Annotated in this window: 18 protein-coding genes; 5 read left to right on the plus strand and 13 right to left on the minus strand. The window is 69.3% G+C overall.

Going from position 1 to position 15,230, the window contains the following annotated elements; genetic code table 11:
- Positions 1-59: 59 nt before the first annotated feature.
- Positions 60-1,286: an amidohydrolase family protein gene (locus tag MZC64_RS14810; RefSeq protein ID WP_247756597.1), complete on the minus strand. Its 1,227-nt coding sequence runs from the start codon at positions 1,284-1,286 to the stop codon at positions 60-62.
- Positions 1,287-1,313: 27 nt separating this feature from the next.
- Complete coding sequence (locus MZC64_RS14815) at positions 1,314-1,799, minus strand: hypothetical protein (protein WP_247756596.1); 486 nt, start codon at positions 1,797-1,799, stop codon at positions 1,314-1,316.
- A 151-nt stretch (positions 1,800-1,950) separates the two neighbouring features.
- Here MZC64_RS14815 and MZC64_RS14820 point away from each other — a divergent pair, with 151 nt between their 5' ends.
- Both MZC64_RS14820 and MZC64_RS14825 read left to right on the plus strand, forming a co-directional pair.
- Entirely contained in the window at positions 1,951-2,343 is a 393-nt protein-coding gene (locus tag MZC64_RS14820; protein ID WP_247756595.1) for an inorganic pyrophosphatase, read from the plus strand.
- Positions 2,344-2,413: 70 nt separating this feature from the next.
- Positions 2,414-2,875 carry an SRPBCC family protein gene (locus MZC64_RS14825; RefSeq protein ID WP_247756594.1) on the plus strand — a complete coding sequence of 154 codons (462 nt, stop codon included), beginning with the start codon at positions 2,414-2,416 and terminating at the stop codon, positions 2,873-2,875.
- Positions 2,876-3,319: 444 nt separating this feature from the next.
- On the opposite strand, the gene MZC64_RS14830 is transcribed toward MZC64_RS14825, so the two are convergent.
- The 6 genes from MZC64_RS14830 to MZC64_RS14855 all read right to left on the minus strand — a co-directional run bounded on the left by MZC64_RS14830 (position 3,320) and on the right by MZC64_RS14855 (position 8,854).
- Positions 3,320-4,282: a PHB depolymerase family esterase gene (locus MZC64_RS14830; protein ID WP_247756593.1), complete on the minus strand. Its 963-nt coding sequence runs from the start codon at positions 4,280-4,282 to the stop codon at positions 3,320-3,322.
- Between the two features lie 204 nt (positions 4,283-4,486).
- Complete coding sequence (locus tag MZC64_RS14835; RefSeq protein WP_247756592.1) at positions 4,487-5,572, minus strand: alpha/beta fold hydrolase; 1,086 nt, start codon at positions 5,570-5,572, stop codon at positions 4,487-4,489.
- A gap of 63 nt (positions 5,573-5,635) precedes the next feature.
- Complete coding sequence (locus MZC64_RS14840; protein ID WP_185005421.1) at positions 5,636-6,313, minus strand: metal-dependent transcriptional regulator; 678 nt, start codon at positions 6,311-6,313, stop codon at positions 5,636-5,638.
- 23 nt (positions 6,314-6,336) lie between these two features.
- Positions 6,337-7,203 carry a metal ABC transporter permease gene (locus MZC64_RS14845; protein WP_247756591.1) on the minus strand — a complete coding sequence of 289 codons (867 nt, stop codon included), beginning with the start codon at positions 7,201-7,203 and terminating at the stop codon, positions 6,337-6,339.
- Positions 7,200-7,934 carry a metal ABC transporter ATP-binding protein gene (locus tag MZC64_RS14850; RefSeq protein ID WP_247756590.1) on the minus strand — a complete coding sequence of 245 codons (735 nt, stop codon included), beginning with the start codon at positions 7,932-7,934 and terminating at the stop codon, positions 7,200-7,202. Before MZC64_RS14850 ends, MZC64_RS14845 begins: the two co-directional genes overlap by 4 nt.
- Positions 7,931-8,854, minus strand: coding sequence for a metal ABC transporter substrate-binding protein (locus tag MZC64_RS14855; protein WP_374205730.1), 924 nt, complete (start codon positions 8,852-8,854; stop codon positions 7,931-7,933). The genes MZC64_RS14850 and MZC64_RS14855 overlap by 4 nt, the downstream gene beginning before the upstream one ends.
- A gap of 118 nt (positions 8,855-8,972) precedes the next feature.
- On the opposite strand from MZC64_RS14855, the gene MZC64_RS14860 reads away from it, so the two are divergent.
- Positions 8,973-9,587 (plus strand): class I SAM-dependent methyltransferase, encoded by a 615-nt coding sequence (locus tag MZC64_RS14860; protein ID WP_247756589.1) that lies wholly within the window; start codon positions 8,973-8,975, stop codon positions 9,585-9,587.
- Here MZC64_RS14860 and MZC64_RS14865 read toward each other — a convergent pair.
- The 3 genes from MZC64_RS14865 to MZC64_RS14875 all read right to left on the minus strand — a co-directional run bounded on the left by MZC64_RS14865 (position 9,568) and on the right by MZC64_RS14875 (position 11,588).
- A complete protein-coding gene (locus tag MZC64_RS14865) occupies positions 9,568-10,725 on the minus strand; it encodes a PrsW family intramembrane metalloprotease (protein WP_247756588.1) in 1,158 nt (385 codons plus the stop codon). The two genes, MZC64_RS14860 and MZC64_RS14865, sit on opposite strands and share 20 nt — an antisense overlap.
- A gap of 126 nt (positions 10,726-10,851) precedes the next feature.
- The gene (locus MZC64_RS14870; RefSeq protein WP_247756587.1) at positions 10,852-11,391 is read right to left on the minus strand and encodes a hypothetical protein; all 540 of its coding nucleotides are present in this window, start codon (positions 11,389-11,391) and stop codon (positions 10,852-10,854) included.
- Entirely contained in the window at positions 11,388-11,588 is a 201-nt protein-coding gene (locus tag MZC64_RS14875) for a hypothetical protein (RefSeq protein WP_247756586.1), read from the minus strand. Before MZC64_RS14875 ends, MZC64_RS14870 begins: the two co-directional genes overlap by 4 nt.
- Positions 11,589-12,080: 492 nt before the next feature.
- Here MZC64_RS14875 and MZC64_RS14880 point away from each other — a divergent pair, with 492 nt between their 5' ends.
- Complete coding sequence (locus MZC64_RS14880; RefSeq protein ID WP_247756585.1) at positions 12,081-13,268, plus strand: response regulator transcription factor; 1,188 nt, start codon at positions 12,081-12,083, stop codon at positions 13,266-13,268.
- A 172-nt stretch (positions 13,269-13,440) separates the two neighbouring features.
- Positions 13,441-14,172 (plus strand): serine protease, encoded by a 732-nt coding sequence (locus MZC64_RS14885; protein ID WP_247756584.1) that lies wholly within the window; start codon positions 13,441-13,443, stop codon positions 14,170-14,172.
- Here the strand turns inward: MZC64_RS14885 and MZC64_RS14890 are convergent.
- Both MZC64_RS14890 and MZC64_RS14895 read right to left on the minus strand, forming a co-directional pair.
- Complete coding sequence (locus MZC64_RS14890; RefSeq protein ID WP_247756583.1) at positions 14,165-14,770, minus strand: YdeI family protein; 606 nt, start codon at positions 14,768-14,770, stop codon at positions 14,165-14,167. The genes MZC64_RS14885 and MZC64_RS14890 overlap by 8 nt on opposite strands.
- 1 nt (position 14,771) lies before the next feature.
- Positions 14,772-15,185 carry a VOC family protein gene (locus MZC64_RS14895; RefSeq protein ID WP_247756582.1) on the minus strand — a complete coding sequence of 138 codons (414 nt, stop codon included), beginning with the start codon at positions 15,183-15,185 and terminating at the stop codon, positions 14,772-14,774.
- Positions 15,186-15,230: the final 45 nt, after the last annotated feature.

Genomic DNA, 15,230 nt, shown 5'->3' on the forward strand with positions numbered 1-15,230 from the left:
CGTCGGTCGGGGGCTTCGGGACATCAGCGAGGAGGGCAGAGCCAGGTACGACTTTCCGCCTATACGGCTCTGCCGTCAGAGACGATGCGGCCCTCCTGCACCACCTGCACGATATGACGTGTGACCGCCAACACCCCCACCTCCACCAGCGGATCCCGTTCCAGCACAACCAGATCGGCCTGTGCCCCCACCCGCACCTCGCCGATCTCCCCGGCGAGACCGAGTAGCTCAGCCGCGGTGACCGTGGCTGCCCGGATGACATCGATCGGTTGCTGAACCTCACCTCGAAGGAGGAACTCGTGACTCTGGTAGCGGTGCATTCCGCCGAGCAAATCGCTGCCGTACACCAGCTTCACCCCACTCCGGGCCGCGCGTTCCAGCGCGCGCAGTCCACCTTCCAGCACCTCGTCCACCTTGCGGTGGCTGTCCGCCGGCAGGCCGTGCGCCTCGCCCTCCTGTTTCAACGCCCAGTACGTAACCAGCGTCGGCACCAGATAGGCGTCATGCGCGAGGAACAACTCGACGCTGCGCTCATCGATCAGGTTGCCGTGCTCGATCGACCGCACCCCGGCCTCCAGCGCGCGGTTCACCGCCCGCGCGGTGTAGGCATGCGCCGCCACATACCGATTGGCCGCCTCGGCCTCCTCCACCACCGCCCGCAACTCCTCCATCGAGTACTGCGTGGAGTCGATCCGGTCAGTCGGCGAAGCCACCCCACCGGAGGCCATCACCTTGATGTGGTGCGCCCCCTTGCGCAGTTCGTTCCGGGCCGCCACCCGAACCGCGTCCACCCCATCCGCAACCTGCCCGAGCCCCGCGCAGCATGGATGATCGTCCGAGGCCGAGGCGCCTCGCCCCCGCAGATCCCCGTGACCGCCGGTCTGGCTCAACGCCTTGCCGCAAAAGGCCAGCCGAGGTCCGACGATCAGGCCCTCCGCCTGGGCGTCAGCCAGCCCGTAGTCCGCACCGGCCGCATCCCGCACGGTGGTGAACCCGCGCCGCAACATCGACCCCATGATCCGGGCGGCGTGTGCGGCCACATAGGACGGAGGCCAGGTCGGCAGTTCCCCAAGCGCCGCGGTCGCCGCGGTGACGTGCACATGCGCGTCGATCAGCCCTGGCAGCACCACCGCACCGGCCAGGTCAACGACCCTGGCCTCCGCCGAGGCGGTCAGGCCCCGGCCGATCTCGGCGATCCGGCCATCCACACAACGGAGGCTCGCCTCGGAGTAGTCACCAGAGCGCACGTCCAGCACAAGCCCGTCCCGCAACAACAGATCGCTCATGCCCTGATCTTCTCCCAGCCCAGCGGGTCACGGGACCAGTCGTTCGACCTCTCGCCGGTAGAACAGCACGTCCGCCCCAGCCCGCGACAACTGGAGTTGCCCGGTCGCCACGAGGTCGAAGAGCGCCGCCCGGTCCATGCCGAGCATCGCGCGCACCTGATCCACGTCGAGCATCTCAGGTGGCGGGGAACTGCCGAACCGCGCCAGATCCTGGTCGTACCAGGACTGCCGTTGCAGCCACTGCACGTACTCGTGGTGGATGCGGTGCCGACGTCGCCGGTCACTGACCTCGGCCAGGAACTCGTCCAGCAGATCGAAGAGGCAGTCAACCGCAGTCTGGTCGGCCGCAGTCTGGTCGGCCAAGGTCTCCGTCCCGTTGCGGGACAGGTGCCAGACCAGCGCGGACCAGGCGAGATTGTCTCCGTAGTCGAGCTTGAGCACCAGGAACTCGCGAAACCCATCGAGCAGGGCGCCGTCGGTGCCCAGGTCCAGGCCCATCACGAAGTCGGCCAATCCCCCATACGACAGCTCAGACTGCCTCAGATACATGCCAGGCCGCCGCCGTACGTTCCGGAGCAACTCCCTGGTCGTTGGCACGATCGTTCTCCCCCCGTCGGCAACCCCACGGCCCCGGCCAGAGTAATGATTCTGGCCGGAGGCCGGGGTGAACGAGGATGTCCGGGTGCCTACCTCTCCCGGACGCCAACCAAGTGACCTGCTGGGGTTCTTCGACCGGCTCGACCAGCTGGTCGCGGCCTCGACCATCGTGGTCGACCGCCCACGTGGCCAACCGCATCCGCGATTTCCCGATGTGATCTACCCGCTCGACTACGGCCACCTGGATTCGACCAGCAGCGGCGATGGCGAGGGAATCGATATGTTCCTGGGCAGCGCTGCCGGCGTGGGTGTGTGCGGGGTGCTGCTCACCGCGGATCTGGTCAAGCGGGACGTCGAGATCAAGGTACTGATCGATTGCACAGAGGAGGAGGTGACTCGAACCCAAGGGCTGCTGCGTGATCAGCTGCAGATCGGCGGTCACCTGGTCCGGCGTCCCTGAGTCCGGGTGTCCCGGCGGAGGTCGATGCCAGCTGACTGCCACCGGTGGCGGCTGGACGTAGGGTCGAGGCATGCCGCGTTTCGAGGTCAGCACCAGCATCGCCGCGCCGCCGCAGCGGGTCTTCGACCTCTCGCTGGAGGTCGAGGTGCACACCAGCTCGATGGCGGGCTCCACCGAGCGTGCGATCGACGGGGTCACCTCCGGGCGGCTCGCCCTGGGCGACACCGTTACCTGGCAGGCAAAGCACTTCGGGCTGAGTTGGCGGATGACCTCGCGGATCAGTGCGTACGACCCGCCGGGGTACTTCGTCGATGAGCAGGAGCGTGGTCCGTTCCGGCGCTGGCATCACGCGCACCACTTCGAGCCGGACGGCCGGGGCGGCACGCTGATGCGCGATGTGATCGACTTCGCTGCGCCGCTCGGTCCGCTGGGCCGGCTCGCGGAGTTGCTGGTGCTTGATCACTACATGCGGCGGTTGATCAGCACCCGCAACGAGCACCTCAAGGACCTGGCCGAGGCGTCCGGCCCCTGAGCGCCCAGCGTGGCGGTAGTGGACTCCAAGCGGCAGTGGTGGTTTCCGCGTAGCGGCGGTGAAATCAACGACAACGGTGACCTCAGTGTGGGCGGCGGCCCAGGCTGCGATGATCATCTGCGAGATGTCCGAGAAGTGCTCTTGGTCGAGCAGTCGGAAGTCCACTTCGGACAGACCGGTGGTGGCGAGCCGGTACAGCATGTGGCGGGACCAGCGCAGCACCAGGTCGTCGCCGCCCTGCTAGGGCTGGTGAGGTCCTGCTGCTCGACGATCAGGTTGTCCGGCAACGCCATCAGCGCGGAGGCGTCCAGGTCGGGCGCGGTGATGTTCTACCGGCGAAGCCGTCGGTGCCGGTTTGCAGCAGCCGCAGGCGGTCCAGGCCCGCTGCTTTCCCGCTGACTATCCGCCGCCCAAGCTCCGACGTTGTTGTCCCGCCTCCATCCGCTATCCCAGCAGCGCCGGGGACGTGGTTCCGCAGTGGCGTTCACCGGCAGTCCGCGGAGGCTGCGGGGACGTTGGGGCTACGGAGGCTGCGGGGACCGCGGGTGCCGCACCCAGTCGTTGTCGCAGCAGGAAACTGGTCAGCTCGGCGGGATAGTCCGGCAGCCCGGTGAAGTAGGTGTGTCCGCCGCCGTGCACGGTGAGGAACTCCACCAGCGCGCAGCCGCGCGGATCGAGGTAGGTCTCCCGGTCGAAGTACTGGTTGCGGTCTACCCGGTCCGGACCCAGCCACGGGCCACCGCCGCCGGCCAACGTGTTGGCATTGAGCCACTGGCGCAGGTGCAGGCGTCCCAGCGGATACACGCTGATCGGGTCCAGTTCGCCCTGTCCGAGCAGCACCGGCATTGGCCTGGCGAGACCGCCCATGCGTAGTCGGGCGAGCAGGCCGGTGCCGTCAACGCAGGTGGGGTACCCGCAGCCGGCGAAGGTCGCCACGGCGGCGTACAGGTCCGGGTAGGTCGCGGCCATAACCGTGCTCATCGCCCCACCGGCGGAGAATCCGGCGACGTAGATACGGGCTGGGTCGGCCTGCTCTTGCCGCGCCACCTCCCGGGTGATGCCCGCGATGATCGACGGTTCTCCGGCGTCGCGCTGCTGTTGCCAGGGCAGGAACCAGCTCCAGCACCCGTTGAACCCTGTCAAGCTGGGCTGTGCGGGTGCGGCCACCAGGAAGCCGTGCTGGTCGGCGAGGGTGGTCAGGCCGGACTGCCGGACCGCCTCCTCGGGGCTCGCGCCGCCGCAGCCGTGCAGGAACACGATCAGTGGTCGGCCGGGGCGGGCTCCGCCGGCGGGCTGGTAGAGGCCGTACTCACGCCTGCCGGCGTTGTTGCCGAAGCTGTGGCGGGTAACCGTGCCTGGTGCCGCAGCGACCGGTGCGACGGGTGCGACGGCGGCTGGAGTTGCCATTGCGGGTGGGGTTGCCGCTGCCGCTGGGGTTGCTGTCGCGGCTGGCGTTGCCGTCGCGAGTGGAGTCAGGGTGAACGCGAGGGTGATTGCCAGGCCGAGGGCCTTGGCTTGGGCGAATGGTCGGCTGGTTGTTCGGTTCACCCTGTCCACAGTGGAATCACGGCCTGGTGAAAGTGAAGGGAAAGACCTCGCACTGGGGACAGGTCACGAGCGGAGGCGGGTGACCTCCAGGATCGCGTTCAGGAAGGCTTTGGGGCGTTCCTGTGGGAGGTTGTGGCCTGCGCCGGGGACCTGGTGGTGCACCCGCGGGCCGGTGAAGAACTTCGCTGACGGAGTGCCGTTAGTGGGTGGGAAGTTGCCGTCGTCCAGGCCGTCCAGGGTCACTGTGGGCACGGTGATCCGGGGCTGGGTGAGCAGCTTGGCCTCCAGGTCGTCGTAGCGTGGGTCGCCGGGTTCGGTGAGCAGGCGGTGGCGGTAGTTGTGCAGCACGATGTCGACGTAGTCGGGGTTGCGGAAGATCGAGACCGCCTCATCCAGGTCCTGCTCGGTGAATCGCCAGGTTGGGGAGTTCCGTTGCCAGACCACGCGGGTCAGTTCCTTGGTGTTGGTGGTCAGGCCGTTGCGGCCGCGCTCAGTAAGGAAGTAATAGAAGTACCACTGCGCCGATTCGATGGACGGTGCCAGCGGCATCCTGGCCAGTGCCAAGTCCTGCACCAGGTAGTTGTTCACCGAGACCAGGCCGAGGCAGCGTTGCGGCCACAGGGCGGCGGCCACGCACAGGCCGCGGCCGCCCCAGTCGTAGCCGCCGAAGACGGCCTTGGGGATCTTGAGTGCGTCCATGAACGCGATCCAGTCCGAACCGAGGGCGGCCTGTTGCCCGGAACGTTTGGTGCTCGGTGACCGGAACCGGGTCGCGCCCTGGCCACGCAAGTAAGGGATGAGCACGCGGTAGCCGCGACGGGCCAGTGCGGGAGCCACCTCGGCGTAGGCAAGTGGTGAGTACGGCCAGCCGTAGCCGAGCAGCACGACGGGGCCGGTGGCCGGTCCGGACTCGTGGTAGGCGATGTCCAGCAACTCGGTGCGTACCTGCCGGATCGGGCCCAGCCTGCGCCAACCCGGGGCACCGCTGGTTGGTGGCTTGTCTTCAGCGGTGGTCGTTCGCTGCTCGTCGCGGGCGGCGGCAGTCCGCGGCTCGTTCCTGGCAGCGGCCGCGCCGGTGGAGACGGCGGTCAGCGAGGCGGTGGCCGCCCCGGCGGTGAGGATTTTGGTGAAGGTTCGCCTGGTGAGCACACCTGGACACTCTCAGCCGGGTGCGGATGTTCTGTGCACGTCCTGTTGACAGCGGCGGCGGGGCTACGGCTGGTGGGAGACCCAGACCGCGTCGGTGGCGGCTGGGCCGAGGCTCAGGTGGTCGGTGCGATCGGCGACGCGGATGGTGAGGGTGTCGGCGCCGGTGGCGGAGTCCAGGACCAGGAGTTCGGTGTCGATGACCAGGCCGTTGTCGGCGAAGTACTGCAGGCGGGCGGCGTCGGCGTCGGAGATGCGTTCGACCCGGCAGCGGGTTCCGGGCGGCATGCCGGTGAGCTGGCGGGCGTCGGGGCGGTGCACGGTGCCGTCGGCGGCGGGGATGGGGTCGCCGTGCGGGTCGCGGGTGGGTTTGCCGAGGAACTCGTCGATGCGGGTGACCATCAGGTCCGAGACCACGTGTTCGAGTTGCTCGGCCTCCTCGTGCACCTCGTCCCAGCGGTAGTTCAGCGCGTTGACCAGGAAGGTCTCGATCAGGCGGTGGCGGCGGACCATGGCCACCGCGTGCGCCCGGCCGGCCTCGGTCAGGCCGACGCTGCCGTAGCGCGGGTGTTCCAGCAGGCCCTGTTCGGTCAGCCGGCGGACCGACTCGGACACCGAGGACAGCCGCAGGCCGAGGCGCTGGGCGATCACCGACGTGGTGACCGGCTCCTCGGACCACTCCTGCAGCGCCCAGACCACCTTGAGGTAGTTCTGGGTGCTCTCGGACAGCTCGGACACCGACATGCGGGCAGGGTATCCGCGCACGGTCACGTCCGGACGGCCGCACGCCGACGCGCGGCCAGCCGGCGGCCCAGAATTCCGTGTTCCGGGCCGAACAGGTAGGCCAGGGTGAACACCGCGCCCTGGACCAGGACGATCATGCCGCCGGAGGCGGTGTCCAGGTAGTAGCTCAGGTACAGGCCGGTGACCGCGGCCAGTGCGGACAGCACCGGGGCGATGATCAGCATTCGCTGGAAGCGGTTGGTCAGCAGGTACGCGGTGGCGCCCGGGATGATCAGCATCGCCACCACCAGGATCACCCCGACCACCTGCAGGGCCACCACCGAGGTCAAGGCGAGCAGGGCCAGCAGCGCGGCGCCGAGCACCCGGGGGCTCAGGCCGATGGCGTGCGCGTGCGTCGGGTCGAAGGCGTACAGGGTGAAATCGCGGCGTTTGAGCACCAGTACGGTCAGGGCCAGCGCGCCCAGCACGGCGATCTGGATGACGTCGGTGGTGGCCACGCCCAGCAGGTTGCCGAAGACGATGTGGTTGAGGTCGGTCTGGCTCGGGGTCACCGAGATCAGCACCAGGCCCAGGGCGAACAGCGTGGTGAACACGATGCCGATGGCCGCGTCCTCCTTGATCCGGCTGGTGTCGCGCACCACCCCGATCAGCGCCACCGCCAGGAAGCCGAACACCAGCGCGCCCACCGCGAACGGCGCGCCGAGCACATAGGCCAGCACCACGCCGGGCAGCACCGCGTGCGAGACCGCGTCGCCCATCAGCGACCAGCCGATGAGCACCAGCCAGCAGGACAGCACCGCGCACACCACCGCGGCGATCACGGTGGCCACCAGCGCGCGGACCATGAAGCTGTAGCCGAGGGGTTCGGCCAGCAGGTCGAGGATGTTCACACCCGCTCCTGGGAGACGTCGAGGCCGAAGGCCAGGGCCAGGTTCTCCGGGGAGAGGACCTCGGCGGGTTCGCCGCGGGCCAGGATCCGGCGCATCAGCAGCAGGACCTCATCGGCCAGGCCGGGCACGGCGGCCAGGTCGTGGGTGGAGATCAGGATGGTGACGCCGTCGGCGGCCAGTGCGCGGAGTTGCCGCGTGATGGTGGCCTCCGAGGGCTTGTCCACACCCGCGAACGGCTCGTCCAGCAACAGGATCCGGGCGTGCTGGGCGATGCCGCGGGCCAGGAAGGCGCGTTTGCGCTGGCCGCCGGAGAGCTGGCCGATCTGCCGGTCGGCCAGGTCGGTCAGCTCGACCCTGGCCAGCGCGGCGTTGACCGCCTCGTGGTCGGCGCGGCGCGCGCGGCGGGTGAAGCCCAGGTGCCCATAACGACCCGTCATCACCACATCGCGGACGGAGAGCGGGAACGCCCAGTCGACCGTTTCACTTTGCGGCACATAGCCGATCGCGCCGGACTTGCGGGCGCGGGCCGGGGTCTGGCCGTCCACCTCGACGGTGCCGGAGTCCGGGCGCAGCACGCCCATGATGGTCTTGAACAGGGTGGACTTGCCGGAGCCGTTGACCCCGATCAGCGCGTGCACCCGGCCCTGTTCCAGGGTGAGGCTGACGCCGTTGAGCGCCTGCACCTCGCCGTAGTGCACGGTGACGTCCTCGACCCGGACCGCGGCCCTCACTTGGTCAGCCCCGCGACGATGGTGTCCACGTCGTGCCGGATCAGGTCCAGGTAGGTCGGCACCGGGCCGCCTGCCTCGGAGAGCGAGTCCACGTAGAGCACGCCGCCGAAGCGGGCGCCGGTGGCCGAGACGACCTGTTTCATCGGCGCGTCGGAGACGGTGGACTCGCAGAACACCGCGGGCACCTTGTTCTGCCGGACGAACTCGATGGCGCCGGCGATCTGCTGCGGGGTGGCCTGCTGTTCGGCGTTGACCGCCCACAGGTACCGCTCGGTCAGGCCCGCATCCCTTGCCAGGTAGGAGAAAGCGCCCTCGCAGGTGACCAGTGCGCGCTGTTCCTTGGGCAGCTTGCCGAGTGCGCCAGTGAGCCGTTGCTGGACCTCGGTCAGCTGCTGCTTGTACTTCTCGGCGTTGGCGGTGAACTCGGCCGCGTGCGCCGGGGCGAGCTTGGCGAAGGCCTTGGCCATGTTGTCGGCGTAGGTGCGCACGTTCAGCGGGGACATCCAGGCGTGCGGGTTGGGCTTGCCGCGGTAGGCGTCCTCGGCGATGTCCACCGGCTGCACGCCCTCGCTGACCACCGCGTGTGGCACGTCGAGTTCGGCGACGAACTTGGTGAACCAGGCCTCCAGGTTGAGGCCGTTGTCCAGGATCAGCTTGGCCTGGGTGGCCTTGCGGATGTCGGCGGGGGTGGGCTCGTAGCCGTGGATCTCCGCGCCGGCCTTGGTGATCGACTCGACCCGCAGTTTGTCGCCTGCCACGTTGCTCGCGATGTCGGCGAGCACGGTGAAGGTGGTCAGCACGACCGGGCGGCTGTCGGCGGGGTCGGCGGCGGTGCGGGCGGTGCAGCCGGTCGCGGCCAGGGCGAGGACGGCGATCGTGGCCAGCCAGGTGCGCGTTAACCGCGAGGGTGTGTTCCGCATGCGTGTTCCGCGCCTCCCAGTGCCGAGTTCGGTCCTTGGAAGACTAAAGTTCGGCTGGCCGAACTTTCAAGCGCGGAACGAGTGAGCAAGCCGACGCTGTTCTGGGATGATGGGCGATATGCCTGGTCACCGGCTTTTCGCGATGGTCTACGACCGGATGACGGCCGCGATGGAACGGCGGGTGCTGGCCGCCCGGCGGGCCAGGCTGCTGGGTGGGCTGACCGGGGTGGTGCTGGACGTCGGGGCGGGCACCGGGGTCAACCTGCCGCATTTCGCCAGTGCGGCGCGGGTGCTGGCTACCGAGCCGGATCCGCACATGCGGCAGCGCCTCGCTCGCAGGGTGAATCGCGCGCGGGTGCCGGTGGAGGTGCTGGACTCCCCCGCCGAGGCCCTTGCCCTGCCCGATGCCAGCGTGGACGCGGTGGTCTGCACGCTGGTGCTGTGCACGGTCGCGCATCCGGACCGGGCGCTGACCGAGGCCAGGCGGGTGCTGGCGCCGGGTGGCCGGCTGGTGGTGCTGGAGCACGTGCGCGGCAGCGGTGGGCTGGCCAGGTGGCAGGACCGGGTGGACCCGCTGTGGCGGCGGCTGGCCGCGGGCTGTCGCCCCAACCGGGACACCGAGGCCGCGGTGCGCCGGGCCGGGTTCGTCGTCGAGCACCGGGACGCCTTCGCCGAGCTGCCGAGGTTCACCCCGATCCGCACCATGGTCGAACTCATCGCCCGCCCAGGCTGACCTCCTGACCACGTCGTGCCAGCTCGGCGCGGGCGCGGCCGATCGCCTGCCGGGTCGCGGCCACCTCCGGATCGGTGGCCGGGTCGGCCGCCCAGTCCTTGGCCACGGCCAGCGCGAGCTGGGCGTCCTGCAATCGCCGGAGCAGCATTGGGCCCGGCGGGCCGAGCTGGGCGGCGGCGTGTCTGCGGGCGCGGCGGCGGGATCGGCGGGTGCGCAGGGCGCCGAGTTCCGCGGGGCTGATCATCTCGGCTGGTTCGGCGCGCAGGGTGCTGACGAACCAGCGGTACTCGTGCCGCGCGCCGTAGCGGATGGCCAGGATGAAGAAGAGCACGATCAGGCCCTGCTTCACGATGATGGTCACCAGGCCGGATTCGCCGAGCAGCGGCGAGTTCCACAGGAAGTGCAGGCCCCAGCCGCCCAGGAACAGCGCGAACGCCACCAGCACCCGCCGGGCCCAGGATCGGTCCACCCTGGTCAGCGCGTACCCGATGCCCAGCCCGACCACGCCGCTGTACACGGTGTGCGTGGCCAGGCCGGTGAGGAACCGGGCCAGCAGCACCCCGATCCCGCCCTGGACATCGCTGTTGGGGTTCTCGATCGCGTTGCTCAGCACGTAGGTGACGTTCTCGGCGAGCTGGAAGCCGAGGCCGACCATCGCGCCGTACACCAGGCCGTCCAGGGTGCGCTGGACCTGTTCGCGGCCGATCACCACGATCGCGATCACGCCGAGCGCCTTGAGCGTTTCCTCGGTGGTGGGGCCCGCGATGGCGGCGTACCACTCCACCGCGAACTCGTGGCCGCCGAGTTTGGCCACCAGCTGGCCGATCGCGCCGTTCGGGCTGCCGGCCAGGGCGGTCATCGCCACGCCCCACAGGAAGGCCGCGGCAAGCAGCGTGCGGGGTTCCTTCTCGAACAGGTCGATCCAGCGGATCAGCGTGTAGAGCAGCACGCCGAGCACCAGCTGCCCGGCCAGCGCGATGCCCAGCGCGACCGGGGAGGCCGCGGCGAACGGGGCGAAGGTCAGAGCAAGCAGTGGCAGGCAGATCACCACGATCACCAAATAGACCCACAGCATCGCGCGCCGGGGCTGCCAGAATGCGCGGGCCTGGAGCGCGCTGATGGCGTTACCTTCCTTCATGGCCGGGACCTCCGCGGACGCCAGGACGGGCTGCCTGCTCGCTGGGGAGCTGCGGTCGATCGCCCGTGAAGTCGGGGACCGCGCCCGCACCTCGCCGACGGTGGCGTGCGATTGGCGGCGGGTGTCTCACCCGGTCACCTCCACCAGGTCCAGCAGGGTGCCGATGCCGGGTTCGGTGTCGCGCGGGCCGACCAGGTTGAGGATCACCGCGGTGCTGTCCCGGCCGAGTAGCCACACCGTGCCGTGCCGTTCCCGGAGGTCGAACCCGGCCTGGTGGCCGGTGAGTCCGGTGGTGGTGCGCACTTCGCCGGTGAGTTGCCAGCGCAGTGCGGGTTCGGTGACGCCCAGGCCGCGCAGGTACCGCTCCAGTGCGATCCGGCCGTTCTGCACGCCCGACTTCACCTCGACGCTGAGCCGGTCGGCGGAGCGGGTGAGGGTGAAGCCGGTGGGGTTGGTGCCCGGTGACTGGGTCCAGCCCGCCAGCGGGGTCAGATCCAGGCTCACCCTGGCCTCCCCCGTGTTGATCACCCTGGTGTCACCGGCCTGCACCGGTGGGGTCCGGGACGGGACGGTGGCGTTGATCAGGTCGGGGCCGAAGGTCATGGCCAGCACGCCGAGCAACACCAGCAGCGCCCCGCCGAGGCCGACCCGGTTGCCCGGTCTCATCGTTGTCCCCGGACCAGGTCGCGGGCGACGATCTCCCTGGCGATCGCGACCAGGTCACCGGTCGCCGGTGTGTCCATAGTGGACTGATTGCGGACGGAGTCGGACAGCTCGTCGGTTGGCGCGGCGGCCGCTGGTGCGGCGGTGGCCAGGGTCAGCAGGACCGCGCCCAGTACTGCTGCTGTCTTCCGTGCGCCCATGGCGGTGGGTTCCTCATCAGTGTCGGAGTGATATCGCTACGGGAGAACCCGGCGAACTGGTCGGCATCGGGACCCGCCACCAGCCACAGTGGACCATGGCCCACCTGACAGCAAGCCTAGGTGCGCAGGATGGCCGAACAATCACACTGGCGGGTATTGATGGGTCATACTTTCTGGTATTGAACCGAGGCGCCGACTAGGAGGAAAGTAGTATGCCGGGCAGACCTGTCCGGCAAATCTGTTCAGTTCGCGGAGTGAAACGTCTGCGCAGTACAGAGCGCCTGCGCGACCGTGGTACGGTCGAGGCGCTGGTGACCTGACGTGACATCCGAGCGGGCCGGACGGAACCTTGGGACGACATTTCCGGAACCATGCCCGCCACATTTTCCCTGACCGGCGGCAATTGTCGGACAATAAGCAAGAAGGAGCGTTTTCTGGAATTGTGCACACTCGCTCACCGCGATTCCTGATTCGGCGGGTCTCGTGATCACCGTGGGCATCGTCGATGAAACCCTGGCCCGGTACGGCATCCGCGGCATCCTGGAAAGCGCGCCGGATCTGCGGGTGGTGGGCGAGGCCGGGGATGGTGCGGCCGCGGTGCGGCTGGCCAGGCAGCAGCGGCCGCGGGTACTGCTGATGGATCTTCGGATGCCCGGCCAGGACGGGTTGTCCGCGATCGAGGCGGTCCGGGAGCAGGTACCGGAGACCGCGGTGGTGGTGCTGACCGCGTTCGAGCCGACCGCGGCCGAGCAGGTTGGCCACCTGCGCCGGGCGGTGGGCGCGGACACGGGCGGGCTTGCGCACCAGGGCACCTGCGCGGGCACGGGCGTATCCACCTGCCAGGCCACGTGCGCGGGCACGGGAACGGGAACGGGCACGGACACCGGTGGCGGCACGGACACCGGCACCGGCACCGGCACCGGCACCGGCGGATCCTGGCACCAGACCGCGTGCGCTGGCGCGGGCGGGGCCGGTCGTCACGCTCCTTGCGCCGGGGCGGGCGGGTCCGGTCAGCAGGCCACCTGTGCGGTGGCGGGTGGGTCCACACAGCAGACCGCTGGCGCTGGTGTGGCCGCGTCCGCACACCAGATCGGTTGCATTGGTATGGCCGCGTCCATGCACCAGGCCGCTTGCGCCGGTGCGGGCGAGTCTGGGCGCCAGGCCAGGTGCCTGGGCGCAGCCGGGTCCGGGCACCAGACTGCTTGTGCTGGCGGGGCCGGATCCGTGCACCACACCGCTTGTGCGGGTGTGGGCGGGTCCGGACACGAGGCCGATGGCGCTGGTATGGCTGGGTTTGTGCATCGGGCCATGCGGGCGGGGGTGGCCGGGTTCGTGCTCAAGGATGCCGGGGCGGACGAGTTGCTCTACGCGGTGCGGGTGGTGGCTGGGGGTGAGGCGATCCTGTCACCTCGACTGACCAGGCTGGTGCTGGCGCAGTTCACCAGCATCGATCCGCGGCGGTTCGCCCAGGCCCATCGGCTGCTTGGGCAGTTGAGTGCTCGGGAACGCGAGGTGCTCACGTTGGTGGCGCGAGGGGCGTCCAATGTGGCGATCGGGGTGGCGTTGCGGGTCAGTGAGAGCACGATCAAGAGTCATCTGAGCCGGGTGATGACCAAGATCGGGTGTGCGAACCGGGTGCAGGCGGCGATGATCGCTCGGGATGGGGGGCTGGTGTCCTGATCGCCGGGGGTGGACTTTCCGGTGGTCGGATACCCGACCTCCGTTGGATGTTGCGCGCGCACGAACAGTGGTGCGCTGGGGCACGTACCGGAATTTCTGTGGAAGGAATCCGATCGTGCGAGAAACCCTGCGAAACTTTGCCCGTCGCGCCGCAGTTGTGGCCACTGTTGCGGTGTGTGCGATTCCCCTGGGCGGTCTGGCCAACGCCGCCGCCAGTGACGTCGATCCCCTGATCGTCGGCGGCACCACGACCACCACCGAGGCCAACCCCTGGACGGTCGCGGTGTTCCACAGCAACCGCGAGCACTGCGGTGGCACCCTGATCGCGCCGAACAAGGTGCTCACCGCCGCGCACTGCACCGACGGTGATCCGGCCTCCCGGTTCTCCGTGGTGGCCGGGCGCACCGACATGCGCACCACGAAGGGGGTGGTGGCCAAGGTGACCAAGTACTGGCAGCACCCCAGCTACCGGTCGGTGGAACAGGGTGATGACGTCGCGGTGCTCACCCTGGACCGCAACCTGGAGCAGAAGACCATGCCGCTGGTGACCGCGGCGGACACCGGGCTGTACCGGGCCGGCACCGTCACCACCACCCTGGGCTGGGGCGACATCCGCTCCGGCGGGCCGTCCTCGCCGGTGCTGCGCAAGGTGGACGTGCCGCTGACCAGCGATGCCACCTGCAAGTCGGCCTACGGCGAGTACAACGCCACCTCGATGGTCTGCGCCGGTCTGCCCGAGGGCGGCAAGGACTCCTGCCAGGGTGATTCCGGCGGTCCGCTGGTCACCGCGGGCAAGCTGGTCGGCGTGGTGTCCTGGGGCGAGGGCTGTGCCCAGGCCGGGAAGCCGGGGGTGTACGCCCGGGTGATCAGCTACCTGGATCTGATCAAGCAGCAGCTCAGGTGAGCGGTCCGGTGCGCGGCCGCGGTGGTCGCGCACCGGCGCCCTGGCGGGTCTGCGGGTGATTGGCGCGGAGGTTGAGCGCGGCCAGCGACACGGTCCGCTCGATCCGGCGCTGCCTGGTCTCGGGTCGTTTGGCGCCCGCGATCCAGTCCAGGATGAGCCGTTTCGAGGAGGGTGGGAACTGCTCGAAGTGCTTGCGGGCCAACGGATCGCGGTCGAGTTGGGCGTGCAGGTCCGTAGGTGGGTTGGCGGGGAGTTCCCAGGTGCCGGTGGCTTTGGCCAGGTCGATCATGGCTTGGCCGGGGGCGGTCATCAGGCCGCGGTTGATCATGTTCGCGGCGCGGTCTCGGTTGAGCCGGCTCCAGGTGCTGCGCGGGGTGCGCGGGGTGAAGCGCAGGCGGGAGCTGGTCGGGTCGTGTTTGCGGTGGTGGCTGTCGATCCAGCCGAAGCAGAGCGCCTGTTCGATGGCCTCGTGGTAGCGCGGGCTCGGGGTGGCGCTGTCCTGGTGCTGGATGATCAGCCAGATCTCGGACTCGGATGTGCTGTTGGCGGCCAGCCAGTTTCGCCAGTCCTCGGTGGTCGCCGCGGTGAAGGTGCTCATCTCACTCCCCCGCCTGACCGGCGAGCACGTTCAGGTAGTGCTGGTTGAACATGACGCCCAGGATGTTGCCGAACGGGTCGATCACCGAGGCGGTGACGAAACCGGGGCCGTGCTCGGTCGGGCCCTGCTGCGGGGTGCCGCCCAGGTCGAGCAGGCGCTGGTAGGCGGCCTCGATGTCGTCCACGGCCCAGTAGGTCACGGTGCCGCCGGCGGCACCGGCGCCGGGCGGGGCGAAGCGGCGGTCCAGGATGCCGAGTTCGTGCTGGTAGTCGCCGATGCGGAACTCGACGTAGGCAGGCTTGCCGTCCAGTTCACGCTCGAAGTAGGGCTGGACGCCGAGCAGTTCGGTGTACCAGGCCACGGCGGCCGTGACGTCGGCGGCGAAGAAGTTGTGGGTGGTGAGTCCTCGCAACATCGGTGGTTCCTCTCGTTGGGGCTGACGGAAACCATGTTGCGACCT

Source organism: Crossiella sp. S99.2, assembly GCF_023094165.1.
Classification (GTDB): domain Bacteria; phylum Actinomycetota; class Actinomycetes; order Mycobacteriales; family Pseudonocardiaceae; genus Crossiella.

Bases quoted from the DNA above. Each gene is read 5' to 3' on its own strand.
- MZC64_RS14895 (WP_247756582.1), bottom strand. From the start codon at position 15,185: ATGTTGCGAGGACTCACCACCCACAACTTCTTCGCCGCCGACGTCACG.
- MZC64_RS14875 (WP_247756586.1), bottom strand. From the start codon at position 11,588: ATGGGCGCACGGAAGACAGCAGCAGTACTGGGCGCGGTCCTGCTGACC.
- MZC64_RS14830 (WP_247756593.1), bottom strand. From the start codon at position 4,282: ATGGCAACTCCAGCCGCCGTCGCACCCGTCGCACCGGTCGCTGCGGCA.
- MZC64_RS14810 (WP_247756597.1), bottom strand. From the start codon at position 1,286: ATGAGCGATCTGTTGTTGCGGGACGGGCTTGTGCTGGACGTGCGCTCT.
- MZC64_RS14825 (WP_247756594.1), top strand. From the start codon at position 2,414: ATGCCGCGTTTCGAGGTCAGCACCAGCATCGCCGCGCCGCCGCAGCGG.
- MZC64_RS14865 (WP_247756588.1), bottom strand. From the start codon at position 10,725: ATGAAGGAAGGTAACGCCATCAGCGCGCTCCAGGCCCGCGCATTCTGG.
- MZC64_RS14855 (WP_374205730.1), bottom strand. From the start codon at position 8,854: ATGCGGAACACACCCTCGCGGTTAACGCGCACCTGGCTGGCCACGATC.
- MZC64_RS14890 (WP_247756583.1), bottom strand. From the start codon at position 14,770: ATGAGCACCTTCACCGCGGCGACCACCGAGGACTGGCGAAACTGGCTG.
- MZC64_RS14870 (WP_247756587.1), bottom strand. From the start codon at position 11,391: ATGAGACCGGGCAACCGGGTCGGCCTCGGCGGGGCGCTGCTGGTGTTG.
- MZC64_RS14840 (WP_185005421.1), bottom strand. From the start codon at position 6,313: ATGTCGGTGTCCGAGCTGTCCGAGAGCACCCAGAACTACCTCAAGGTG.
- MZC64_RS14860 (WP_247756589.1), top strand. From the start codon at position 8,973: ATGCCTGGTCACCGGCTTTTCGCGATGGTCTACGACCGGATGACGGCC.